Source organism: Yoonia vestfoldensis, from assembly GCF_002158905.1.
GTDB classification, from domain to species: domain Bacteria; phylum Pseudomonadota; class Alphaproteobacteria; order Rhodobacterales; family Rhodobacteraceae; genus Yoonia; species Yoonia vestfoldensis_B.
Genome location: NZ_CP021431.1, coordinates 2,454,865 through 2,473,637 on the forward strand (window position 1 = coordinate 2,454,865; position 18,773 = coordinate 2,473,637).

18 protein-coding genes and 1 pseudogene are annotated in these 18,773 nt (G+C 56.8%); 10 read left to right on the forward strand and 9 right to left on the reverse strand.

Annotated features, from left to right (window positions below; genetic code table 11):
- Positions 1–17 precede the first annotated feature (17 nt).
- The 8 genes from LOKVESSMR4R_RS12250 to LOKVESSMR4R_RS12285 are packed head-to-tail and all read left to right on the forward strand — an operon-like array spanning position 18 to position 8,769.
- Positions 18–776 (forward strand): aspartate/glutamate racemase family protein, encoded by a 759-nt coding sequence (locus tag LOKVESSMR4R_RS12250; protein ID WP_087208784.1) that lies wholly within the window; start codon positions 18–20, stop codon positions 774–776.
- Entirely contained in the window at positions 773–1,666 is an 894-nt protein-coding gene (locus LOKVESSMR4R_RS12255) for an ABC transporter permease (protein ID WP_204248667.1), read from the forward strand. Before LOKVESSMR4R_RS12250 ends, LOKVESSMR4R_RS12255 begins: the two co-directional genes overlap by 4 nt.
- Entirely contained in the window at positions 1,666–2,463 is a 798-nt protein-coding gene (locus LOKVESSMR4R_RS12260) for an ABC transporter permease (protein WP_087208788.1), read from the forward strand. The genes LOKVESSMR4R_RS12255 and LOKVESSMR4R_RS12260 overlap by 1 nt, the downstream gene beginning before the upstream one ends.
- Before the next feature lie 46 nt (positions 2,464–2,509).
- Entirely contained in the window at positions 2,510–3,616 is a 1,107-nt protein-coding gene (locus LOKVESSMR4R_RS12265) for a substrate-binding domain-containing protein (protein WP_087208790.1), read from the forward strand.
- A gap of 51 nt (positions 3,617–3,667) precedes the next feature.
- Positions 3,668–4,714 (forward strand): ABC transporter ATP-binding protein, encoded by a 1,047-nt coding sequence (locus LOKVESSMR4R_RS12270; RefSeq protein WP_087208792.1) that lies wholly within the window; start codon positions 3,668–3,670, stop codon positions 4,712–4,714.
- Between the two features lie 28 nt (positions 4,715–4,742).
- Positions 4,743–6,281 carry a hydantoinase/oxoprolinase N-terminal domain-containing protein gene (locus tag LOKVESSMR4R_RS12275; protein WP_087208796.1) on the forward strand — a complete coding sequence of 513 codons (1,539 nt, stop codon included), beginning with the start codon at positions 4,743–4,745 and terminating at the stop codon, positions 6,279–6,281.
- A 13-nt stretch (positions 6,282–6,294) separates the two neighbouring features.
- Positions 6,295–7,377 (forward strand): DUF917 domain-containing protein, encoded by a 1,083-nt coding sequence (locus LOKVESSMR4R_RS12280; RefSeq protein WP_087208798.1) that lies wholly within the window; start codon positions 6,295–6,297, stop codon positions 7,375–7,377.
- 18 nt (positions 7,378–7,395) lie between these two features.
- Entirely contained in the window at positions 7,396–8,769 is a 1,374-nt protein-coding gene (locus LOKVESSMR4R_RS12285; protein WP_087208800.1) for an L-serine ammonia-lyase, read from the forward strand.
- A 155-nt stretch (positions 8,770–8,924) separates the two neighbouring features.
- Here LOKVESSMR4R_RS12285 and bhcD read toward each other — a convergent pair whose 3' ends face one another.
- The 4 genes from bhcD to LOKVESSMR4R_RS12305 form a co-directional block, all read right to left on the reverse strand.
- A complete protein-coding gene (gene bhcD / locus LOKVESSMR4R_RS12290; RefSeq protein WP_087208802.1) occupies positions 8,925–9,890 on the reverse strand; it encodes an iminosuccinate reductase BhcD in 966 nt (321 codons plus the stop codon).
- A gap of 61 nt (positions 9,891–9,951) precedes the next feature.
- Positions 9,952–11,118, reverse strand: a complete 1,167-nt coding sequence (bhcC, locus tag LOKVESSMR4R_RS12295) for a 3-hydroxy-D-aspartate aldolase BhcC (RefSeq protein ID WP_087208804.1) — start codon at positions 11,116–11,118, stop codon at positions 9,952–9,954.
- A gap of 14 nt (positions 11,119–11,132) precedes the next feature.
- Entirely contained in the window at positions 11,133–12,086 is a 954-nt protein-coding gene (gene bhcB, locus LOKVESSMR4R_RS12300; RefSeq protein WP_087208806.1) for a beta-hydroxyaspartate dehydratase BhcB, read from the reverse strand.
- Positions 12,086–13,369 carry a D-amino acid dehydrogenase gene (locus tag LOKVESSMR4R_RS12305; protein ID WP_237331780.1) on the reverse strand — a complete coding sequence of 428 codons (1,284 nt, stop codon included), beginning with the start codon at positions 13,367–13,369 and terminating at the stop codon, positions 12,086–12,088. Before LOKVESSMR4R_RS12305 ends, bhcB begins: the two co-directional genes overlap by 1 nt.
- A gap of 555 nt (positions 13,370–13,924) precedes the next feature.
- Here LOKVESSMR4R_RS12305 and LOKVESSMR4R_RS20585 point away from each other — a divergent pair.
- Positions 13,925–14,376 (forward strand): annotated as a pseudogene (locus tag LOKVESSMR4R_RS20585) (IS481 family transposase); the annotation flags it as partial.
- Between the two features lie 302 nt (positions 14,377–14,678).
- On the opposite strand, the gene LOKVESSMR4R_RS12315 reads toward LOKVESSMR4R_RS20585, so the two are convergent.
- Positions 14,679–15,590 (reverse strand): sterol desaturase family protein, encoded by a 912-nt coding sequence (locus LOKVESSMR4R_RS12315; protein ID WP_087208808.1) that lies wholly within the window; start codon positions 15,588–15,590, stop codon positions 14,679–14,681.
- A gap of 23 nt (positions 15,591–15,613) precedes the next feature.
- A complete protein-coding gene (locus tag LOKVESSMR4R_RS20465) occupies positions 15,614–15,790 on the reverse strand; it encodes a hypothetical protein (RefSeq protein ID WP_087208811.1) in 177 nt (58 codons plus the stop codon).
- Between the two features lie 86 nt (positions 15,791–15,876).
- Between LOKVESSMR4R_RS20465 and LOKVESSMR4R_RS12325 the strand changes: the two genes are divergently transcribed.
- The gene (locus LOKVESSMR4R_RS12325; protein WP_087208813.1) at positions 15,877–16,527 is read left to right on the forward strand and encodes a TetR/AcrR family transcriptional regulator; all 651 of its coding nucleotides are present in this window, start codon (positions 15,877–15,879) and stop codon (positions 16,525–16,527) included.
- Positions 16,528–16,579: 52 nt separating this feature from the next.
- Here LOKVESSMR4R_RS12325 and LOKVESSMR4R_RS20210 read toward each other — a convergent pair whose 3' ends face one another.
- From LOKVESSMR4R_RS20210 to LOKVESSMR4R_RS12335, 3 genes are read right to left on the reverse strand one after another with little or no spacing between them, the layout of a single operon-like run.
- Positions 16,580–16,726, reverse strand: a complete 147-nt coding sequence (locus tag LOKVESSMR4R_RS20210) for a hypothetical protein (RefSeq protein ID WP_157898212.1) — start codon at positions 16,724–16,726, stop codon at positions 16,580–16,582.
- A gap of 22 nt (positions 16,727–16,748) precedes the next feature.
- Positions 16,749–16,991 carry a winged helix-turn-helix transcriptional regulator gene (locus LOKVESSMR4R_RS12330; RefSeq protein WP_087208815.1) on the reverse strand — a complete coding sequence of 81 codons (243 nt, stop codon included), beginning with the start codon at positions 16,989–16,991 and terminating at the stop codon, positions 16,749–16,751.
- Positions 16,991–18,712: a SulP family inorganic anion transporter gene (locus LOKVESSMR4R_RS12335; RefSeq protein ID WP_087208817.1), complete on the reverse strand. Its 1,722-nt coding sequence runs from the start codon at positions 18,710–18,712 to the stop codon at positions 16,991–16,993. Before LOKVESSMR4R_RS12335 ends, LOKVESSMR4R_RS12330 begins: the two co-directional genes overlap by 1 nt.
- Positions 18,713–18,773 lie beyond the last annotated feature (61 nt).

Consider the following 18,773-nt stretch of genomic DNA (forward strand, 5'->3'; position numbering starts at 1 on the left):
AAGGGGGTGATTGAAGCATGGCTACGAAAAACCGAGTACATATTATCACGCCCCTTATCTCTGAGGGCTTCCGCGATGATAGCTCCCTGAGCGAGTTGATAGAGCTCGACTGTCAACTTAGCTCCCGCTTACTGACCAGGGGACCCGCTTCTGTCGAGTCCGCCGTCGACGAAGTCCTCGCAGCGCCTGGTGTTGTAGATGCTGCCATTAAGGCTGAAAAAGGCGGCGCGCAGGCGATCGTGATCGACTGTATGCTTGATCCTGGGCTGGCTGCTGTGCGTGAGGCAGTTTCAGTTCCGGTGGTCGGTGCGGGTGCTGCAGGCTTGGAAGCTGCAGCTGCCCTTGGGCGCTTCAGCATTGTGACAGTTCTTGATCGGCAGGCACCTATGTTCCATGCCTTGGCATTGCGGCATGGCCTTGCTGACCGGTTGACGTCTGTTCGTGGCATCGGCGTCCCTGTGTTGGAGCTTGAAGATGATCGTGATGTTGCTATTGCCAAGACCATTGAGGCATGTCGAAAAGTGTTCTCAGAGGATTGCGCTGAAGCCATTGTCTTTGGCTGCACAGGTATGCTGGGATTTGCCGTGCCCGTCGCTGAGGCGCTCGGAATTGCAGCAAGTAAGATAATCGATCCGTTGCCGAATGCGGTTCGTGCCGCACTGGCCGCCATCCCCCAGGGTGGATCTGGCCTGCCCAAACCGGAACGCAAACGGGTCTGCGGATTTGAAGCGTGGAAAGATCTCAATGAACTGATGCAACCGGAGGCAAGGCTGTGACCCAGTTGACTGTGCCACAATCAACATTTCATCAAGCGCGACTGAAGTGGCTGCTTGTCGTCCCGCTGATGATTTTCTTTCTTGTCTTCTTTGTCATTCCCGTTGGTCTGATGTTTGCCAGTTCGTTCAATCCGCAAACGCTTGGCCAAGTTTCTGTGACGACTGAACTGACATTTGATAACTACATCCGCTTTTTCAGTCGCTCAAATTACTTGATGGCGGCTGGGCGCTCAATGATGCTGGGGGTGGTGGTTGCTGCGGTGACCTTGGTCATCGCCTATCCTATGGCCTTCGTCATCGCAAAGACAGAGAGCCCTGCACGAAATACATTTTTGCTGATCCTTGTCCTTGCTGCAATGCAACTAGACATGGTGATCCGGCTCTACGGAATGATGGTCATCCTTGGCGACAATGGATTGATTAACCAGATGTTGGTTGGGCTTGGTCTGAGAAGTGAGGGCAGTCCACTGCAGCTGATGTATAACTTCCTAGGTGTAGTTCTCGGCCTTGTGCAATTCGCGCTCCCCTTCATGATCCTGACCCTCATGGGCGTTATCCGGGGAATCAACCCCAGCCTTGAGGAAGCGGCCCGTAGCTTAGGTGCATCGCGTCGCCGCGCTTTTTTCCGCGTCACGTTGCCGATGTCGATGCCCGGTATCCTCGCGGGATCTCTGCTTGTCTTCTCTCTGTCGATTTCATCCTACATTGTTCCCGCATTGATGGGTGGCTTCCGCGTTGGTGTCCTACCTGTCCATATCTTCCAACAGGTAGCCGACGGAGCGCGATTCCAGTTTGGCGCTACGATTGCAGTAATCCTCTTCCTGCTCAGCGCCGGGGCGGTGGCGGTCTACCTGCGCCTTGGAAACCGTCAATCTGGAGGGCTCGCCTGATGGAACGCAAAATTCCCCTACCTATCATGATATTGGCGATCGCTGGATTTGCCTACATGCTCTTACCCATCTTTGTTGTGGTCTTGGCGGGCCTGACCGCCGGAGAGTTTCTGACGTTCCCACCCCAAGGTTTCAGTCTGCGCTGGATCGCAGCCTTCCTGCAGTCCGAAAAATACTTGTCGGCCTTTTTCTTTTCCTTTCAGTTGGCACTGATGACGATGATCGTGTCGACGGTTCTTGGAACCGCGGCCGCGCTTTTCCTGAGCCGCACCGATATCGTCGGCAGGGGCGCGATGCGGGCATTCTTCCTGTCGCCAGTCGTGCTACCCGGGGTGGTTGTGGGCTTTGCGCTCTTTGCCTTCTACATCTCAACAGGCATTGGACTGTCTCGTACGATCTGGGGTCTCTGGATAGGGCACATTCTCTATTCCACGCCGTATGTGATCGGCACGGTCGGTGCCGCTCTGGCCGCCTATGACGTGTCGCTCGAAGAGGCCGCGCGCAGTCTGGGATCCTCGCCGTGGCGGGCGTTTCGTAAGGTCACGCTGCCCAATATCAGCCAGGGGATTCAGGCCGGTTCCATCTTTGCCTTTATCGTCAGCTTTGGACAGTTCGAGGTTTCCCTTTTCCTGTCGTCGCCCAACTCAGAACCTCTGCCGATCGCGATGTATAATTCGCTGCGCTACAAATCCGACCCTTCGGCAGCTGCCGCCGGCATCTTTGCCATCACGCTTGTGATTGCTTCGGTCCTGCTGACCAACCGTCTCGTGAATATTCGAAAGTTGCTGGAACGCTAGCAAGACTGACTACCTCGTGTCCTCAATCAACAGGGAGAACCAAAAAATGACACGCAAGTTAATTGCACCAACTCGTCGGACAATCTTGAAAGGCGGTGCAGCACTCGGTGCAGCATCGGTCCTTCAAGCGCCATTCATTAACCACGCCTGGGCTCAGGACGTATCCTATGACGGCGGCGTCTTCGATGCCGGCGGCGCCACGCTAACAATCGGGGAGTGGGGCGGCGGCTGGGAGGAATTCGTGCGCGGTGCACTGACCGACCAGTTTGAAAAGGATTTCAACTGCACCATCAACTGGGACAGTTCTTTCCCGTGGTTTCCCAAGTTCGTGACCCGCGGTCCACAGGATCCGGCCTATGATATGGCAAACTGGAATCTTCCAGAGCTAACCCAAACAAAACAGGCAGGCGACTATTTCCTGTCTGTCGATGAAATTCGTGAAAACGTTCCCAATACCGCCAACTGCTGGGATTTTGCATTTGCCAGTGGTGCAGGCGTGACTTGGGCCTATATGCCTTACGTCTATGCATACCGCACAGATATGGGAGACCCCGTTACAGGCTTCCGTGATTTCTGGCAGTCCCGTTTCGCCGGGAAACGCGGAACCTATCACGCTGAAAACGGTCTGATGCATGCGTTCTTCATGGCCACAGCCAAAGAGTTCGGCGCGGATCAATACGACATGAACGCCGCTTTCCAGGCCCTGGAAGACGCCATGCCGATGAAGATCTCGGAGTTTACGTTCAACATGCTCTCGTTGATCGAACGCGGTGAAGTGGACGTTGCAGTCCACATCGAAGGAGAGGCGCTTTCGCTCAAGCGTAAAGGCGTTCCGGTGGATGTTTGGCAATGGGATAGCAAACCGATCATCACCCAAACTAAGACGATCAGCCGTTATGCGGATCCGATGCAAAAGAAACTGTCATTTGCGCTTCTCAACCGAACGCTCAGCCCAGAATTCATGAACGCGTTCGGGGATGAGTTCCTTTGGCGTCCCACCAACTCGGAAGCAACGATTACCGCTGCACTTGCCGAGGAAGGTGTGACCAACTCACCAGAAGCGGTCAATGAATTCTGGGTGCCTGACTGGGATTTCTTTGTTGAGAACAAGCTCGAGATCACTGACCGACTGAACCAGATTTTTGGTCTTTGAACCTACCTGGCAGGCCAGCGAACTGGCCTGCCACCCCAATTGGAGCCCGCAATGTCATTCGTAAATTTCCAAGGTGTTACAAAAAGTTTTGGCGCGACGGTTGCCGTCGAGGAGCTGAATCTCCAGATTGAGCAAGGCGAATTCTTTTCCCTTCTGGGTCCATCAGGTTGCGGTAAGTCGACAACGCTGAGAATGCTGGCGGGCTTCATCGCGCCTTCAACTGGCAGGATCGGCGTGCATGGTCGTGATATAACGACATTGCCACCGGAGGCGCGCGATATTGGCATCGTCTTCCAGAACTACGCCATCTTTCCGCACATGACTGTATTTGACAATATTGCATTCGGGTTGGTTGAGCGCCGCGAGGACCGTGCAACGATCAAGCGCAAGGTTGATGCCGCGCTGGAGCAGGTTGGTCTGTCGGGTTACGGTGAACGCTACGAACGTGAGCTTTCTGGCGGACAGAAACAACGTGTCGCACTCGCGCGTGTTCTGGTCATCGAACCAGAAATCCTGTTGCTGGATGAGCCGCTTTCAGCACTTGATAAAAAAATGCGCGAAGAAATGAAATTTTGGATCAAGAATATCCAGAAGTCCGTCGGTATCACAACAATTTACGTGACGCATGACCAGTCCGAAGCTTTGACCATGTCAGATCGGATCGCCATTATGAATGAGGGTCGCGTATTGCAGATCGGCTCTCCGGTTGAAATCTACGAACATCCCAACTCCCGGTTCATCGCGGAATTCATTGGAGAGTCGAACCTGCTGTCAGGACGCTTGGCTGACGGCGGTGTCATGGTTGGCGGTGTCAAGGTTCCCGTTCCAGAAGCTTCAGGGCAAACGGATCAAGAAGTTGCCTTATTGATCCGTCCGGAACAGATCCGGTTGGAGCCAATAACACCCGATGAGACGCCCAAGCTGGAAGGCCGTGTCATCGATGAAGTCTATCAGGGTTCCATTCGGCGCTATCTGGTTGAAACCATGGGCCAGCGGTTGAACGTCGAAGTCCCCAACCGACCCGACTTGGCGCAACTTCCCCCTGGCGCGGATGTTTCGCTTTATTGGCGTCCCGAAAGCGGTGTCGTGCTGCGATAGCCCCCAAAATTTTTCAAGGATAAGAAACATGAAGATCGGTGTAGACGTAGGCGGCACCAATACGGATGCTGTCGTGATGGGGTCGGCTGGGGTGGCGGGTTGGAAGAAATCTCCGACCACGAAAGACGTCCAGTCGGGGGTGGTAGCAGCGATAACCGCTGCTATGGAAAGCGCTGGTGCTCAGGCGAGCGATATCGATTGCGTAATGATCGGCACCACGCAGTTCACCAATGCAGTGATTGAGAGGAGATCTTTGCTGCCGGTTGGTGTGATCCGACTGGCGTTGCCGGCAACCTCCGCAATTCCACCGCTCACTGACTGGCCTGCTGACCTTGTCGAGGCGGTCGGGCGCAATACTGTCCTTGTCGGTGGGGGCTACGAATTTGACGGTCGGGAAATCGCTCCGCTGGACGAGAAAGCGGTAGCGCAAGCGGCCCGTGAATGGGCGAAAAGGGGACTGAAGACCGCAGCAGTTACGTCAGTTTTCTCGCCAATGAACGGCGAGATGGAGCGCCGCGCCGCTGAGATCATTCGCAATGAAGCTCCGGATATGGCGATATCTTTGAGCGCAGAACTGGGACAGTTCGGACTTTTACCGCGTGAAAACTCTACCATCATCAATGCGTCATTGGCCGACTTAGCCGTGCATGTTGTGACGGCCTTTCGAAAAGCTTTGGAGCAACTGGGTTTGGTAGTTCCACTGTTTATCAGCCAGAACGATGGGACGCTGATGCGGGTCGAAGACGTAGAGCGCTATCCCGTGCTGACCTTTGCGTCAGGACCTACAAATTCGATGCGGGGTGCTGCGCATCTGGCAGGCATCGGAGATGCAATGGTTGTGGATATCGGCGGTACGACGTCCGATATCGGAATGCTGCGAAAGGGCTTTCCGCGACAATCGACTCATTTCGTTGACGTGGGCGGGGTTAAAACCAATTTCCGTATGCCTGACGTACTCGCAGTCGGTCTTGGTGGTGGCACGATCGTTAGAGACGACGGAAAACGGCTCGGGCCTGACTCCGTTGGCTATGAGCTAACGCAACGCGCGCTTTGTTTCGGGGGTGACACGTTAACTTCGACGGATATTGCCGTGGCGGGTGGCTGGGCTGATGTTGGTGATGCTGCGCTGGTCAAATCAATAAGTGCCGCCACGATCAAAGCCGCACGGACTGAGATGATACGTCTGATCGAGGCCAACGTAGACAAGATGAAAACCGAAGCACGTGATCTGCCATTGTTGGTGGTTGGCGGGGGTTCAATCCTTGTGGACTGGCATGTGCAGGGCGTATCCGAGGTGCTGCGACCGGAGTTCTCATCCGTCGCAAATGCAGTGGGTGCCGCTATTGCGCAGGTTTCGGGTGAGGTAGAGAAAGTCACCTCGATTACTGAAGCCAACCGCGAACAGGTTATGGAGGACGCGCGAGAGGAGGCCAGAAACAATGCGATCAAGGCCGGTGCGATCCCCGAATCTGTCGAAGTGATCGAGGTTGAACAGGTGCCGATCAGCTATCTTCCCGGGAACCCGTCGCGCCTTCGTGTGAAGGCTGTCGGCAACTTGCCTGTTTAACTGGAGATCGAAAATGGAATTGAAATTGGAAGACGTTGATGACCTGTGCACAGGCGCTGCATTTCTTGGCGCAGGCGGAGGCGGCGATCCCTATATCGGGGGGCTGATGATCAAGGAGGAACTACGTGCAGGCCGCCGAATTGAAATAGTCGATCCGGACACACTGGATGATGATGCCCTCGTCATTCCTACGGCAATGATGGGTGCGCCAACAGTTCTGTTGGAGAAAATTCCGTCGGGTGAAGAAGCCATTAGGGCCCTGCAAACCGTTGAGAAAGCGCTTGGCCGCAAAGCAACCGCCACCATGCCGACAGAAGTTGGCGGGATTAATTCGACTATACCGCTATTTGTCGGTGCGCGGCTTGGCATTCCTGTCGTTGATGGCGACGGACAAGGCCGCGCATTTCCGGAAATCCAGATGGAAACTTTTGCGATCGAAGGTGTGGCGGGAACGCCGATGGCGATTGCGGACGAAAAAGGAGACTATGCGTTGATCCAGACGGAGGATCACCACCGGATGGAGTGGATCGCCCGCGGTATTACGATCCGTATGGGGGGGACCGCTTATTGGTCTGCCTATCCGATGGACGGAACGCAAGTCAGGCGTGCTTCCGTCAAGCATACCCTGACGCTTGCCCGCAAGATTGGTCACATTATCCGGACAGCGCGGAGCCGAAAACAGGATCCGTTCGAAGAGTTGGAGACGTTCATCGCGACCACCAGCTATGGGAAAGCCAAACGCATCTTTTCGGGAAAGATTGTGGATCTGGAGCGTCAGACCAAACAGGGGTTTACAATGGGCACAGTAAAGATCGCGCCGGATGATGGTCAAGGTGCGCCCTGCACGATCTCATTCCAGAACGAGAATCTGTGCGCCAAGTCCAATGAAACACTTCTGGCCATTGTTCCCGATATCATTTCCATTCTGGATGCGGAGACAGCCGTCCCAATTACCAACGAAACGCTACGTTTTGGCCAACGTGTCGTTGTCATGGCCGTGGGGGTGCCTCCTATCATGCAAAGCCCTGCCGCCTTGAAACAATTTGGCCCCGAGGCGTTTGGCATGCTCGAAACTTACGTGCCGTTGAACGGTTGATCTTTGGGGGCCGGTCACATGTTTGTTTCAGTCTTTGATATGTTTAAGATCGGCATCGGCCCGTCATCGTCGCACACGATCGGCCCGATGGTCGCTGCCGCACGGTTCCTGGACCATCTGCGCGCGCAGCCTTTCGCCGTTGCAGGGTTGCGTGCCTCTTTGCATGGTTCTCTGGCGTTTACTGGGGTCGGTCATGCCACTGACCGCGCGGTTATCCTAGGTTTGTCGGGTTTCCGTGCCGATGATTACGATGCCGCGCTGGCAGAAGCTGAATTGGCCCGCATCAAAGTCGAAGGTTATGTGATACCCGAGGGGCTTGGGCGGTTGACGTTCCAGCCTAGGGATGATCTTGAGTTTGATTACGGGCCACCTTTACTTGGCCACGCAAATGGCATGATCCTCAAAGGCTGCGATGCGCAGGGCGATGTGATTACGCAGGTGACCTACTATTCAGTCGGTGGTGGCTTCGTTCTGACCGAAGAGGAACTTGCGCAAGGACGCGAAGTTAATGTTGGCGCGCCCGTCCCCTTCCCCTTCAAATCCGCGAATGAGATGCTGGAAATGGCAGCCGAAAGCGGCCTGACTATAGCGCAAATGAAGCGCCAGAATGAATGCGCTCTCAAACCACATGCTGAATTGGATAAAGAACTGATTCGAATTTGGAAGGTCATGAGCCGATGCATCGACCGTGGACTTGAAGGTGAAGGAGAATTGCCTGGCGGGTTGCGGGTCCGACGCCGCGCCAAGGCGATTCACGAAACGCTAAGGGCTGAACATGGCATTAACCTAACTGCGCCGCACGTCATCAACGACTGGATTTCCACCTATGCTATGGCGGTGAACGAGGAAAACGCTGCTGGCGGGCAAGTCGTTACTGCCCCTACCAATGGCGCGGCAGGGGTTGTTCCCGCCACGATCCGTTACTGGCTGGACCATGTCCCGGGAACAACCAGCGCAGGGGTGCCAGATTTTCTGATGACCGCTTCTGCAATCGGGGGGCTGATCAAGTTCAATGCCTCGATATCTGGTGCCGAGGCAGGTTGCCAAGCTGAAGTTGGTAGTGCTTCCGCTATGGCCGCTGCAGGCTTATGCGCTGTTATGGGTGGTACACCAGAGCAGATAGAGAACGCAGCAGAGATTGCGCTGGAACATCATCTTGGGATGACGTGCGATCCCGTACGCGGGTTAGTCCAAGTGCCTTGCATTGAGCGCAATGGGTTGGGAGCAATAAAGGCGATCTCTGCGGCCTCGCTTGCGCTGCGCGGTGATGGTCAGCATTTGGTTCCGCTAGATTCATGTATAGAGACGATGCGCCAAACCGGTGCGGACATGAGCAATAAATATAAGGAAACAGCCTTGGGTGGGTTGGCAGTTAATATTCCCAACTGTTAATTTTCGTATTGGGCATTCGAACCGTAAGTCAAACCCTATTCAGAAAGTGTGCGCACCATCTTTGTTTTCTTTTTTATAACGCGATAAGGCAAGGAGGGAGTATCACTCCCGATAGAACCGAAAGTGTTCAATCTTGCTTTTATGTTCACAACAGCTCAGAAGTCGACCTCGATTGCGAGCCCATTTTCAACCGCCAGATCGACCACCGCAGCTGCGACTGCCAAGTCCTGCAAGCCCACTCCGGTGCCATCGAAGAGAGTGATCTGCGTGTCCGATGTCCGGCCCTGATCGCTGCCGTTGATCACTGAACCCAGCCGCACGATGTCACTTTCGGCCAGAAGTCCTTGCGCAACCGCATGCTGCGCCTCGCCGATGGTGATGGATTGCGTGACTTCATCCGTGAAAACGCGCGCGCGGGCCAAAAGCGCTGCTTCCACCTCTTGCTTGCCCTTCGTATCGGTGCCCATGCAAGCGATATGCGTGCCAGAGCTGACGTGGTCAGCCATAAGCGAGGGCGCAAAGGCGGAGGTGATCGAAATGATCACATCCGCCTCGCCCATACCCGGCAGGTCCACGGCTTCAAAGCGTAACCCGGCCTCGGCTGCGATTTTTTCAATGTTGGGTAACATCTCGGGGTGGTAATTCCAACCGATCACCTTTTTGAACGGGCGCTGTTCCAATGCGGCGCGAAGCTGGAACGTCGCCTGATGGCCCGCGCCGATCATGCCAATCACCGATGCATCGGGGCGGGCCAGATGCTTGATCGACACCGCGGATGCCGCAGCGGTCCGCAACGCAGTCAGAAGGTTGCCACCCACCATCGCAGTGGGTTTGCCCGTATCGGGATCAAAGAGGAACACAGTGGACTGGTGATTGATCAGCCCGCGCTTTTCAAGATTGTTCGGCCAGTAGCCCCCCGCCTTGAGGCCAAGCATCAAACCGGCGCGGTCAAACCCGCCTTTGAAACCGTAAAGCGCATCCTCATGCCCCAACGACTCGCGAACAACCGGAAAGTTGTAGGCGGCACCGGATGCCATGGCGGCAAAGACCTTTTCGACGGCGTCGAAAGCGGCCTTGCGGGTAATGAGGTCGGCAATGTCCCGTTCGGGTACGATCAGCATGGCGTGGTCTCCTTGATAAGTTGCGGGCCGACATGACCGGCCCGCTTGATGATCCGTGCAATCAGTATGCGCGGCCGCGCGCCGACACGGGCCAAACGCATTCGACCTTGCCGTTCCGGACACCTACGTACCAATCATGCACGTTGGCGGTCGGGTCGCAGTGGCCGGGCACCAGCTTCAGCTTGTCATTCACCTTCAGCACGCCATTGGGGTCGGAAATCACGCCATGCTCGTCCGAGCATTTGATGTATTCCACATCGTTGCGCCCATAGATGAACGGCAGGCCGCTATCGACCGACTGCGCCTTGAGGCCTGCATCGCAGATCGCCTTGTCGGCCTTGGCATGGCTCATCACGCTGGTCAGGATGAAGAACGCGTTTTCCCATTCGCCTGCATCGATCCGCTTGCCATCTTTGTCCAAAATCCGGCCATAGTCGGCATCCATGAAGGCATAGGAGCCGCACTGAAGTTCGTTGTAGAGGCCCGAATTGCTCTCGAAATAATATGACCCCGTGCCGCCGCCCGAGACCAGTTCAGTTGCAATCCCTTCGGCTTTCAACGTCTCGACAGCGTCCGAGACCTGTGCAATCGCCGCGTCCAGTTTGGCCTTGCGATCCTCAAAGCTGTCGATGTGCTGCATCGCGCCCTGATAGGCTTGGATGCCCTTGTATGTCAGGCTTTCAGCCGCTTTTACGGCGCGTGCAAGCTCGACAACTGCCGGGGTCGTGGTGACGCCGCAACGCCCCGCGCCGCAATCGATCTCGATGAAGACGCCCAGGTTCGTTCCATGTTTTGTTGCCGCCGCGGACAGGTCGGCGACGTTGGCCACATCGTCGATACAGACGATGACCTCGCCGCCGCTCATCTTTGGCAGTTGCGCAAGCCGTTCGATCTTGACGAGGTCACGCACCTGGTTTGAGACAAGGATTTCCTTGACGCCCGCGCGGGCGAAAACCTCTGCCTCGGACACCTTCTGGCAGCAGACGCCGACAGCACCCCCCAGTTCCATCTGAAGCTTCAGCACGTCAACCGACTTGTGCATCTTGCCATGGGCGCGGTGGCGCATGCCATGCGCCTTGGCGTAATCGCCCATCTTCTTGATGTTGCGCTCCAGCGCGTCTAGGTCCAGCACCAACGCGGGCGTCTGGATGTCCGCCGCGTCCATTCCGGGTTTGGCGGGAATGTCGAAACCGACTTCATAGGCGTCAAAATCAATTATGTCTTTCATCGAAAATCTCCTTTTCAGCCCAGCACCCAGGGCAGTTTGTCCAGATCGACGTTGCCGCCGGTGATGATGACGCCAACGCGTTTGCCGCGGAATGCGTCCGGGTTTTTCAGAATGGTCGCGAGCGGCACCGCGCTTGAGGGTTCCATGACAGCGCGCAGATGCTTCCAGATCAGCTTCATCGCGTCCACGATCTCTTGCTCAGATGCCGTGTAGATTTCCGAGACATGGCGCGACACGAAGTGCCAGGTCAGATCCTTGAGCGGCACAAGTAGCCCGTCCGCGATGGTTTGCGGCGCATCGTCCGCGATGATGTAGCCAGCCTTGAAGCTGCGATAGGCGTCGTCAGCCTGTTCAGGCTCGGCCGCAATCACCTTGGTTTCAGGCGCGAGGGTGGCAAGCGTAAGGCAGGTGCCGGAAATCATGCCGCCGCCACCGATAGGTGCCACAACCATATCCAGCCCGTCGGCCTGCTCCATGAATTCCTTGGAACAGGTTCCCTGCCCCGCGATCACGCGCGGATCATTATAGGGATGAACGAAATCGCCCCCGGTCGCGGCCTGCACCCCGGCAAAAGTCGCCTCGCGCGACGAGGTCGAAGGCTCGCATTCGGTGATCTTGCCGCCATAGCGGCGCACGGTGTCCTTCTTGGCCTGGGGGGCGGTGCGCGGCATGACAACATTGCACGGAATGCCGCGCAGCATGGCCGCATAGCTGAGGCACGAGGCATGATTGCCCGAGGAATGCGTCGCGACACCCTTCGCGGCTTGACGCTGGTTCAGCCCGAACACCGCATTTGCCGCTCCGCGAACCTTGAAAGCCCCCGGTTCCTGGAAGTTCTCGCATTTGAAGAAAAGCTGACAGCCTGCCACCTCATTCAGATAGTCAGACGTCCGAACCGGCGTGCGGCGGATATGCGGGGCAATGCGATCGTGCGCTTCAAGCATGTCGTTGTAGGTCGGGATATACATCAGGCAGCCCCCCGCATTTTCATGGGCACCGGGTTGACCGGGCTTGCGATTTTGGCTGCATTGACAATGCGTGAGGTCATGACCTTTTCAGCTACCATCTCGGCAGTCACGGCCGACAGCGTCCAGCCAAGATGGCCGTGCCCGGTGTTATAGAAGACGCGATCACGCGCGCCCTGCCCGACCTTCGGCATCATGTTCGGCATCATCGGGCGCAGGCCAGCCCACGGCACAGCGTGTTCGGTACTGACGCCCGGAAAGAACCGTTCGCACCATTTCACCAGCGGGCGGATCCGGTCATCGCGGATATCGAGGTTGTAGCCATTGAATTCGGCCGTGCCCGCGATCCGAAAGCGATCCTTGCCGAGGCGGCTAGTCACCACCTTGGCTTCGTCATCCAGCAGGCTGATCCATGGTGCAGCGCACTGGCTTTCCGCATCATCCAGACGGACAGTGATCGAGTAGCCCTTGACCGGATAAACATTCACGCGGTCGCCGAGTTGCTTTGCGATCGTCCGGCTTTCCACACCGGCACAGACGACAATGGCGTCGAAAGTTTCTGTCTGGCTCTCGTTGTTCCTGCTCCAAGTCAGGCGGACTTCGTTTTTGTCGACTTCGAGCGCGTCGACATCGGTGCCAAAGCGTAGAACCGCGCCGCCTGCCTCGATGGATTTGGCAAGGCCCGTGGTATAGCGATGGATATCGCCGGTAAAATCGCTCTCTGTGTAGTAGCCGCCATAAAAATCGCCGCTCAGCGCGGGTTCGAACTGACGGACTTCCTCTGGTGTCACGGCCCGGCGTTCCAGCCCACCCTCGGCCAACAGTTTGTTGACCTCGGTCGCGTGATCGAACTCGGCCTTTTTAGTGTAAATGTGCAGGATACCGCGGTTCTCGCAGTCGAAGTCAAATCCGTGGCGCTCGGCCTTTTCTGTCAGCAAACCGCGCGCAGCGATCGCCATGCGGGTCGTTTCGACCGTGTTGGCGCGGTATTGCGGGATCGCGCCGACAAATTCTGCCATCCAACTGTACTTGTGCCAACTGGGCTTGGGATTCACCAAAAGCGGCGCGCCCCGTGTCATCATCCACTTCATGCCTTTGAAAACGGTGGACCACCGGTTCCAGGTTTCGGCATTTGAGGCCGACAGCTGTCCGCCATTGGCAAAGGATGTCTGCATCGCTGCATAACGGTTGCGGTCAAACAAGGTAACGTCATAGCCCCGATCCATAAGGCTTGATGCAGTTGTGACACCGGTAATTCCAGCGCCGATCATGGCAATTCGGGTCATTGCGTCCTCCGGGACTCTGGGGTTTCGTCCTATTAGATGTATGGGCCGGTAGGTATTGCTGGTTTTCGACCAGCGGCAGCGAGTAATCAGCGCGAGAAGTCTTAAACTCAGGTGAGCCCGTCAGTCGGTCATGACTGACAGCGCTTCTTTCTTCATGGACTCCGCCAGTGGTATTCAGTGCGCTGGATCGAATAGGCTTGGTCAGAGGGCCATAATAAAGTTAACCGGTCCATTTCTCATGAAAGCCAAGCACAGTTGACTGCCCACTATGATCAGACCCCCAGCGGTGCGCTCACAGGTGTAGAAATATGAATTCGAGCGCGCGATATTTTGTAAACAACTGTGTTTGCTCATTAGCGGGGAACCTTTTTTGATTTCTTGATAGATGAAGCAAGTCGGGTCCGCAGGCGACTACCTGAATGGGTAGTAATAATTTCTGAAACAAATATCAGGTCACGTATAACAGACTGGGGAAGAAAGCAGCCTGGTGTTGAGAGTGTTTGATCCCACGGTTTGATGGTGCGATCCTTTCGTTGGAATGGAAGGGGAAACATTATGGGACAAGTTCGTGACGGGAGCACCACTACCACGCATGCTGTCAGAGCTACGATACATCGATCGCAAGCTTAGCTCGCACAGTTGAGCAAGGAGCTGGGCATCAACCCCAAAACTGTCGCAAAGTGGCGCAAGCGTGCGACGGTCGAGGACTTGAAGACTGGGCCAAACGAGCCGCGTTCGACCGTTCTCACCGTAGCGGAGGAAGCCATGATCGTCGCATTTCGGCGGCACACGCTATTGCCGCTGGATGATTGCCTATGATCTTCAGCCTTCTTGCCTGCACCTGACACGGCCGGTACTGCGTCGTTGCCTTCAGTGGCATGGCATCTCGCGCTTATCAGATGTCGAGTGATAAGCCAAAGCGCCAGCAGTTCAAGCGCTATCCTATCGGTTTCTTCCACATAGACATTGCCGAGGTTCAGACGGCGGAGGGCAACCTCTATCTCTTTGCGCAATGTGCCGGACGCGCCCGCATTGATGACCTCCTCCCCCTGCTGGACGAACAGGATCGCGCCGGGAATGTCCGGCAAGGTGGCCCAGCCAGCCACCAAACCGTCGAGCATGTCGGGCGGAGATTCGGCAAACACCGGTCTTGTCGCGCTCCAGAGCATCAGAGCATCAGAGCATCAGAGCATCAGAGCATCAGAGCATCAGAGCATCAGAGCCGCGTAAACGCCTGCCGCAAGGAGCGCAGCCGAAAAAAAAGCGCATTGATCATTAGCATGGGGCGCTTAAGGCTCATTGGTGCAGCCTAGTCATTCTTCATGGCAGAGGTGTCCAAGTCTGCATCCTGTTTGGCTGTCCTGAAATACTCCGGTCGCCACGACAGCCCGCCAAAAATGATCCGTAGCCTGTCTTTCAGGGTCCGGCATTTCTTGACGTCCTGCCAGATGTGGCCGAACTCGACAAAGGTGATCTTGATGGGGTTGTTGGTGTGGATGTTGCGGGTCAGCCCATAGACGACCTTCTCATCTTCACGCTCGAAGGTTCCGAACAGCTTGTCCCAGATCATCAGGATGCCGCCGTAATTCTTGTCCAGATACTGACGGTTGGAGCCGTGATGGACGCGATGCACGGACGGTGTGTTGAACACTTCGTCGAGCCAGCCGAGTTTCGTCACCCGCTCCGTATGCACCCAATGCTGATATTGGGCGACCAGCACCAGACCGACAATGGCCTGAAACGGGTTGAAGCCGATCAGGATCATCGGGATCAGGAAGGCCCATTCGAAGAACCCCTCGACCACGCTCAGGCGAAAGCCCACGGTGAGGTTGTAGTCTTCCGAGCTGTGATGGACGCTGTGACTGGCCCAGAGGATGCGATGCTCGTGCTCCAGCCGGTGCATCCAGTAGTAGGTGAAATCTGCGGCCAGAACGGCCAGAAGCCAGGTCCATGCGGTCATTGGGATGGTCAGCGGCGTGAGGTAGTAGAACGGTAGCAAAGCCACAAACCCGAGAGAGGCGAGCGCTGTCTTTTCGATCACCTGATGGGCGACGAAGATCGCACAATTGGCCGCTGTGTCTTTCCAGCGCCGCTCTTTGTGTGTCGTCAGGTCGAGCACAACCTCGATCCCCGTAATCGTCATATTGATGACGAATAACGTAGCAACGATCCACATGATCTGGTGAAGGTCAAACAGGGCAACAAGGCTATCAATGGACATGGGTGGCTCCAGGTTGTGGTGGCTTAGGTATTGTCAGGGTTACGGCGTTCTGGGATGAAGTTCGCGAACCAGAGAAACCAAAGCGCATTCGTCATTCCCCACCACGATCCATCGCCCTGAAAGGTGACCATCAAAGCAGGCAGGTGGTAAATCCCGATCAGCCCTAGAAATCCGAGATACCAATATTTTTGAAGTTTCATAATTTAGTCTTTCGTCACGACTCACCAAATGATAAAAGAACGAACGTTCGTTCACTGAGTAGCCGGGAAATACAGGACCGTCAAGCATGATCAAGAAAGCCAAACAGGAGCCGACCAACCGCGAGCAAGCGACCCGCGCGCGCCGTGAGCTTTTGATAGAAGCGGCGGTGTCGTGTTTTGTCGAGGATGGACTGGCGCGAACAGGTATGCGCGATATCGCGAAGAAAGCAGGGGTGAGTATTGGCAACCTTTACAACCATTTTCCGGGGCGTGATGACCTGATCGCCGAGATCGCAAAGATCGATGCCGAGGAGTTGGCGGCTGTGATGGCCGAGGTGACGGATTGCAATGATCCACACAAGGCCGTCGACATCTTCGTAACGCGCTATTTTGAACACTGCGCAAATCTCACGTCAGCGGTGCTGACGGTTGAAATTACTTCCGAAGCTTTACGAAACTCCACCGTCGCCCGTCTGTTTAGCGGCACACGGTCGATGCTGAGCGATGTGCTTGAAACTGCGATTCAAAATGGCGAACACGAAGCTTTTGGAATGGCAGCGGAGTCACGTACAGCTGTCGTGGGGCTGATTTTGGACATGATTGACGGCTATGCTCTTCGGGTTGGTCTGACGGGCAAAAAACCAAGCAAAAAGGACACACAGGCCTTGCTGTCAGTTGTACGCTGTGTCCTGTCAATGGGTGGTGGTGACAAAGGGGACCATCCGATGCTGTCCTAGCAACTCAACTCCGCGAGGTGCTAGCACATAATCGGCAGCGTGTGGTGCGCAGTCACCCGAGGCCGGTAAGGTGCTCCGCACGGACGATGTCTTCTTTGAGACCGCCGTCCAGATCCAGCCCAGCCTTATCCGCTGCTGCATTACGTTCAAACAGATCAATCCAATCGAATGGCAAGGTATCTTGGCGCAACTGTGTCATCTGATCAGCATCTATCATGAATTCAGCCGGAGCCTCGCGCTCTTTCCCAGATCCGGGTCCAGGCCACCCGCTCGGCCGGACGGACGAGGCCGTCCCTTTCGAGCCGCCGCAGGAGGTGGAGAATGCCGCTGTTGCTCATGCCGAGTGCATCCCGCAATTCGGCTTGAGTGCGGGGCCTTTCAAGCGCAGTCAGGACAAAACGGCGGCGCTCCTCGGGACTGATCCTTTGGCGACGGTGACGCCGCTCCTGCGCGCGATCCGGCATCACGCAGCGTCCTGGCGATCATCATTATCCGCGCTGGCCTGCGCGAGCGCGTCATCGACGGTGGGTGCATAGTGCACGAGCGGCCTTTTCAGACCGTGGTTTACGAAAACCCTCTGGATGTCGCGGCTGGCACCCGTCAGCCAGAGGGCGACGCTGCGTTTCTGCGCCTTGTGCGCCAGCCCTTCGATCATGTTGGCACCGGTGGAATCGAGGAAGGGCACAGCCGAGAAATCGACGATCAGCGCCTTGTGGCTGTCCTGAATGCGGTCGAGGACCGACCCGATGGAGGCTGTCGCGCCGAAGAAGAGCGCGCCCGTGATGCGGTAGACCACGACCGCGGGGCTGGCTGCCATATCCTCTTGATAGGTCGCGCGGGGGTGGTCGGTGTCCGCCTCATCGCGGCTGACGAAGGGGGTATGCGTGGCGATGGCGGTGGTCTTGCTCATCCGCTGGATGAACAAGACCGACCCGAGCGCGAAGCCGACCACGATGGCTTCGGTCAGGTCGCGGAAGATGGTCAGGAAGAAGGTCGCGCCCAGTACCGTCGCCTCGCCCCAGCCCGAGCGGACAAGAATGGCGATGGCCGGTTTCTCGATCATGTTCCAGGCGACAACGGCCAGCACGCCTGCCAATGCGGCCAGCGGGATAAACGCCGCCAGCGGCGCTGCTATCAGCATGAACAGCAAAAGAAAGACCGAATGCAACATCCCGGCCATCGGGCCATGGGCACCGGCGCGAACGTTGGTCGCGGTGCGGGCGATGGTACCTGTTACGCAGATGCCACCAAACAGCGAAGTGCCTACATTCGCAACGCCCTGAGCCACCAGTTCGCAGTTCGATCGGTGCCGCCGCCCGGTCATGCCATCGGCGACGACGGCCGACAGCAGCGACTCGATCGATCCCAAGAGCGTGAAGGACAGGGCGGCGGGGAGCACAGCCATGATCTTGTCCAGCGAAAGGTCCGGAAGGCTCGGCATGGGCAGGGACGACGGAATGCCGCCAAACTTGGTGCCGATTGTCTCAACCGGCAGGCCAATCAGGGCCGTCGCGGCCGCGGCCGCGCCCACTGCGATCAACATTCCCGGCCAGTGTGGGTGCCAGCGACGTAGGCCGAGGATGATTCCCACCGTTGTAACAGAAAGAACCACCGCCGCGGGCGTCACACTGTCCCGGACTGCCCAAAGTGCAGGGAATTTTTCCAGCAGGGCGCCGGGCTCATGGTCCAGCGCCAGGCCAAACAAGTCCTTGATCTGGCTGGCAAAGATGATCACCCCGATGCCTGCGGTAAAACCGACAGTGACCGGGAAGGGGATGAATTTGATGAAGGTGCCCAGGCGCAGGAACCCGGCCGCCGCCAGCATCAGGCCTGACAGGAAGGTGGCAAGGATCAGCCCGTCCATCCCATGCGCGGCCACTGTGGCGGCCACCAGAACGATGAACGCACCCGCCGGGCCGCCGATCTGGAACCGCGAGCCGCCGAGCAGCGAGACAAGGAACCCGCCGACGATAGCGGTATAGAGGCCCTGTGCCGGCGTCGCACCCGATGCGATGGCAATCGCCATAGAAAGCGGTACCGCCACGATGGCCACCGTCAGCCCCGCGATGGCGTCCGTCCGCAATTGAGTCAGGCCATAACCCTCGCGCAGCACGGTCACGAGTTTCGGGGTAAAGAGATCGGCGAAGCTTGGCGCGTCGCTCGGGGCCTCGGTCTGGTCTGTCATTTGGGCCGCACCTTGTCTTGATGTGCGGCGGGATCGTCGGCTTGTTGTCGGCGGTCGCCGT

Bases quoted from the DNA above. Each gene is read 5' to 3' on its own strand.
- LOKVESSMR4R_RS12250 (WP_087208784.1), top strand. From the start codon at position 18: ATGGCTACGAAAAACCGAGTACATATTATCACGCCCCTTATCTCTGAG.
- LOKVESSMR4R_RS12260 (WP_087208788.1), top strand. From the start codon at position 1,666: ATGGAACGCAAAATTCCCCTACCTATCATGATATTGGCGATCGCTGGA.
- LOKVESSMR4R_RS12265 (WP_087208790.1), top strand. From the start codon at position 2,510: ATGACACGCAAGTTAATTGCACCAACTCGTCGGACAATCTTGAAAGGC.
- LOKVESSMR4R_RS12270 (WP_087208792.1), top strand. From the start codon at position 3,668: ATGTCATTCGTAAATTTCCAAGGTGTTACAAAAAGTTTTGGCGCGACG.
- LOKVESSMR4R_RS12275 (WP_087208796.1), top strand. From the start codon at position 4,743: ATGAAGATCGGTGTAGACGTAGGCGGCACCAATACGGATGCTGTCGTG.
- LOKVESSMR4R_RS12280 (WP_087208798.1), top strand. From the start codon at position 6,295: ATGGAATTGAAATTGGAAGACGTTGATGACCTGTGCACAGGCGCTGCA.
- LOKVESSMR4R_RS12285 (WP_087208800.1), top strand. From the start codon at position 7,396: ATGTTTGTTTCAGTCTTTGATATGTTTAAGATCGGCATCGGCCCGTCA.
- bhcD (WP_087208802.1), bottom strand. From the start codon at position 9,890: ATGCTGATCGTACCCGAACGGGACATTGCCGACCTCATTACCCGCAAG.
- bhcC (WP_087208804.1), bottom strand. From the start codon at position 11,118: ATGAAAGACATAATTGATTTTGACGCCTATGAAGTCGGTTTCGACATT.
- bhcB (WP_087208806.1), bottom strand. From the start codon at position 12,086: ATGTATATCCCGACCTACAACGACATGCTTGAAGCGCACGATCGCATT.
- LOKVESSMR4R_RS12305 (WP_237331780.1), bottom strand. From the start codon at position 13,369: ATGACCCGAATTGCCATGATCGGCGCTGGAATTACCGGTGTCACAACT.
- LOKVESSMR4R_RS12315 (WP_087208808.1), bottom strand. From the start codon at position 15,590: ATGTCCATTGATAGCCTTGTTGCCCTGTTTGACCTTCACCAGATCATG.
- LOKVESSMR4R_RS20465 (WP_087208811.1), bottom strand. From the start codon at position 15,790: ATGAAACTTCAAAAATATTGGTATCTCGGATTTCTAGGGCTGATCGGG.
- LOKVESSMR4R_RS12325 (WP_087208813.1), top strand. From the start codon at position 15,877: ATGATCAAGAAAGCCAAACAGGAGCCGACCAACCGCGAGCAAGCGACC.
- LOKVESSMR4R_RS20210 (WP_157898212.1), bottom strand. From the start codon at position 16,726: ATGACACAGTTGCGCCAAGATACCTTGCCATTCGATTGGATTGATCTG.
- LOKVESSMR4R_RS12330 (WP_087208815.1), bottom strand. From the start codon at position 16,991: ATGCCGGATCGCGCGCAGGAGCGGCGTCACCGTCGCCAAAGGATCAGT.
- LOKVESSMR4R_RS12335 (WP_087208817.1), bottom strand. From the start codon at position 18,712: ATGACAGACCAGACCGAGGCCCCGAGCGACGCGCCAAGCTTCGCCGAT.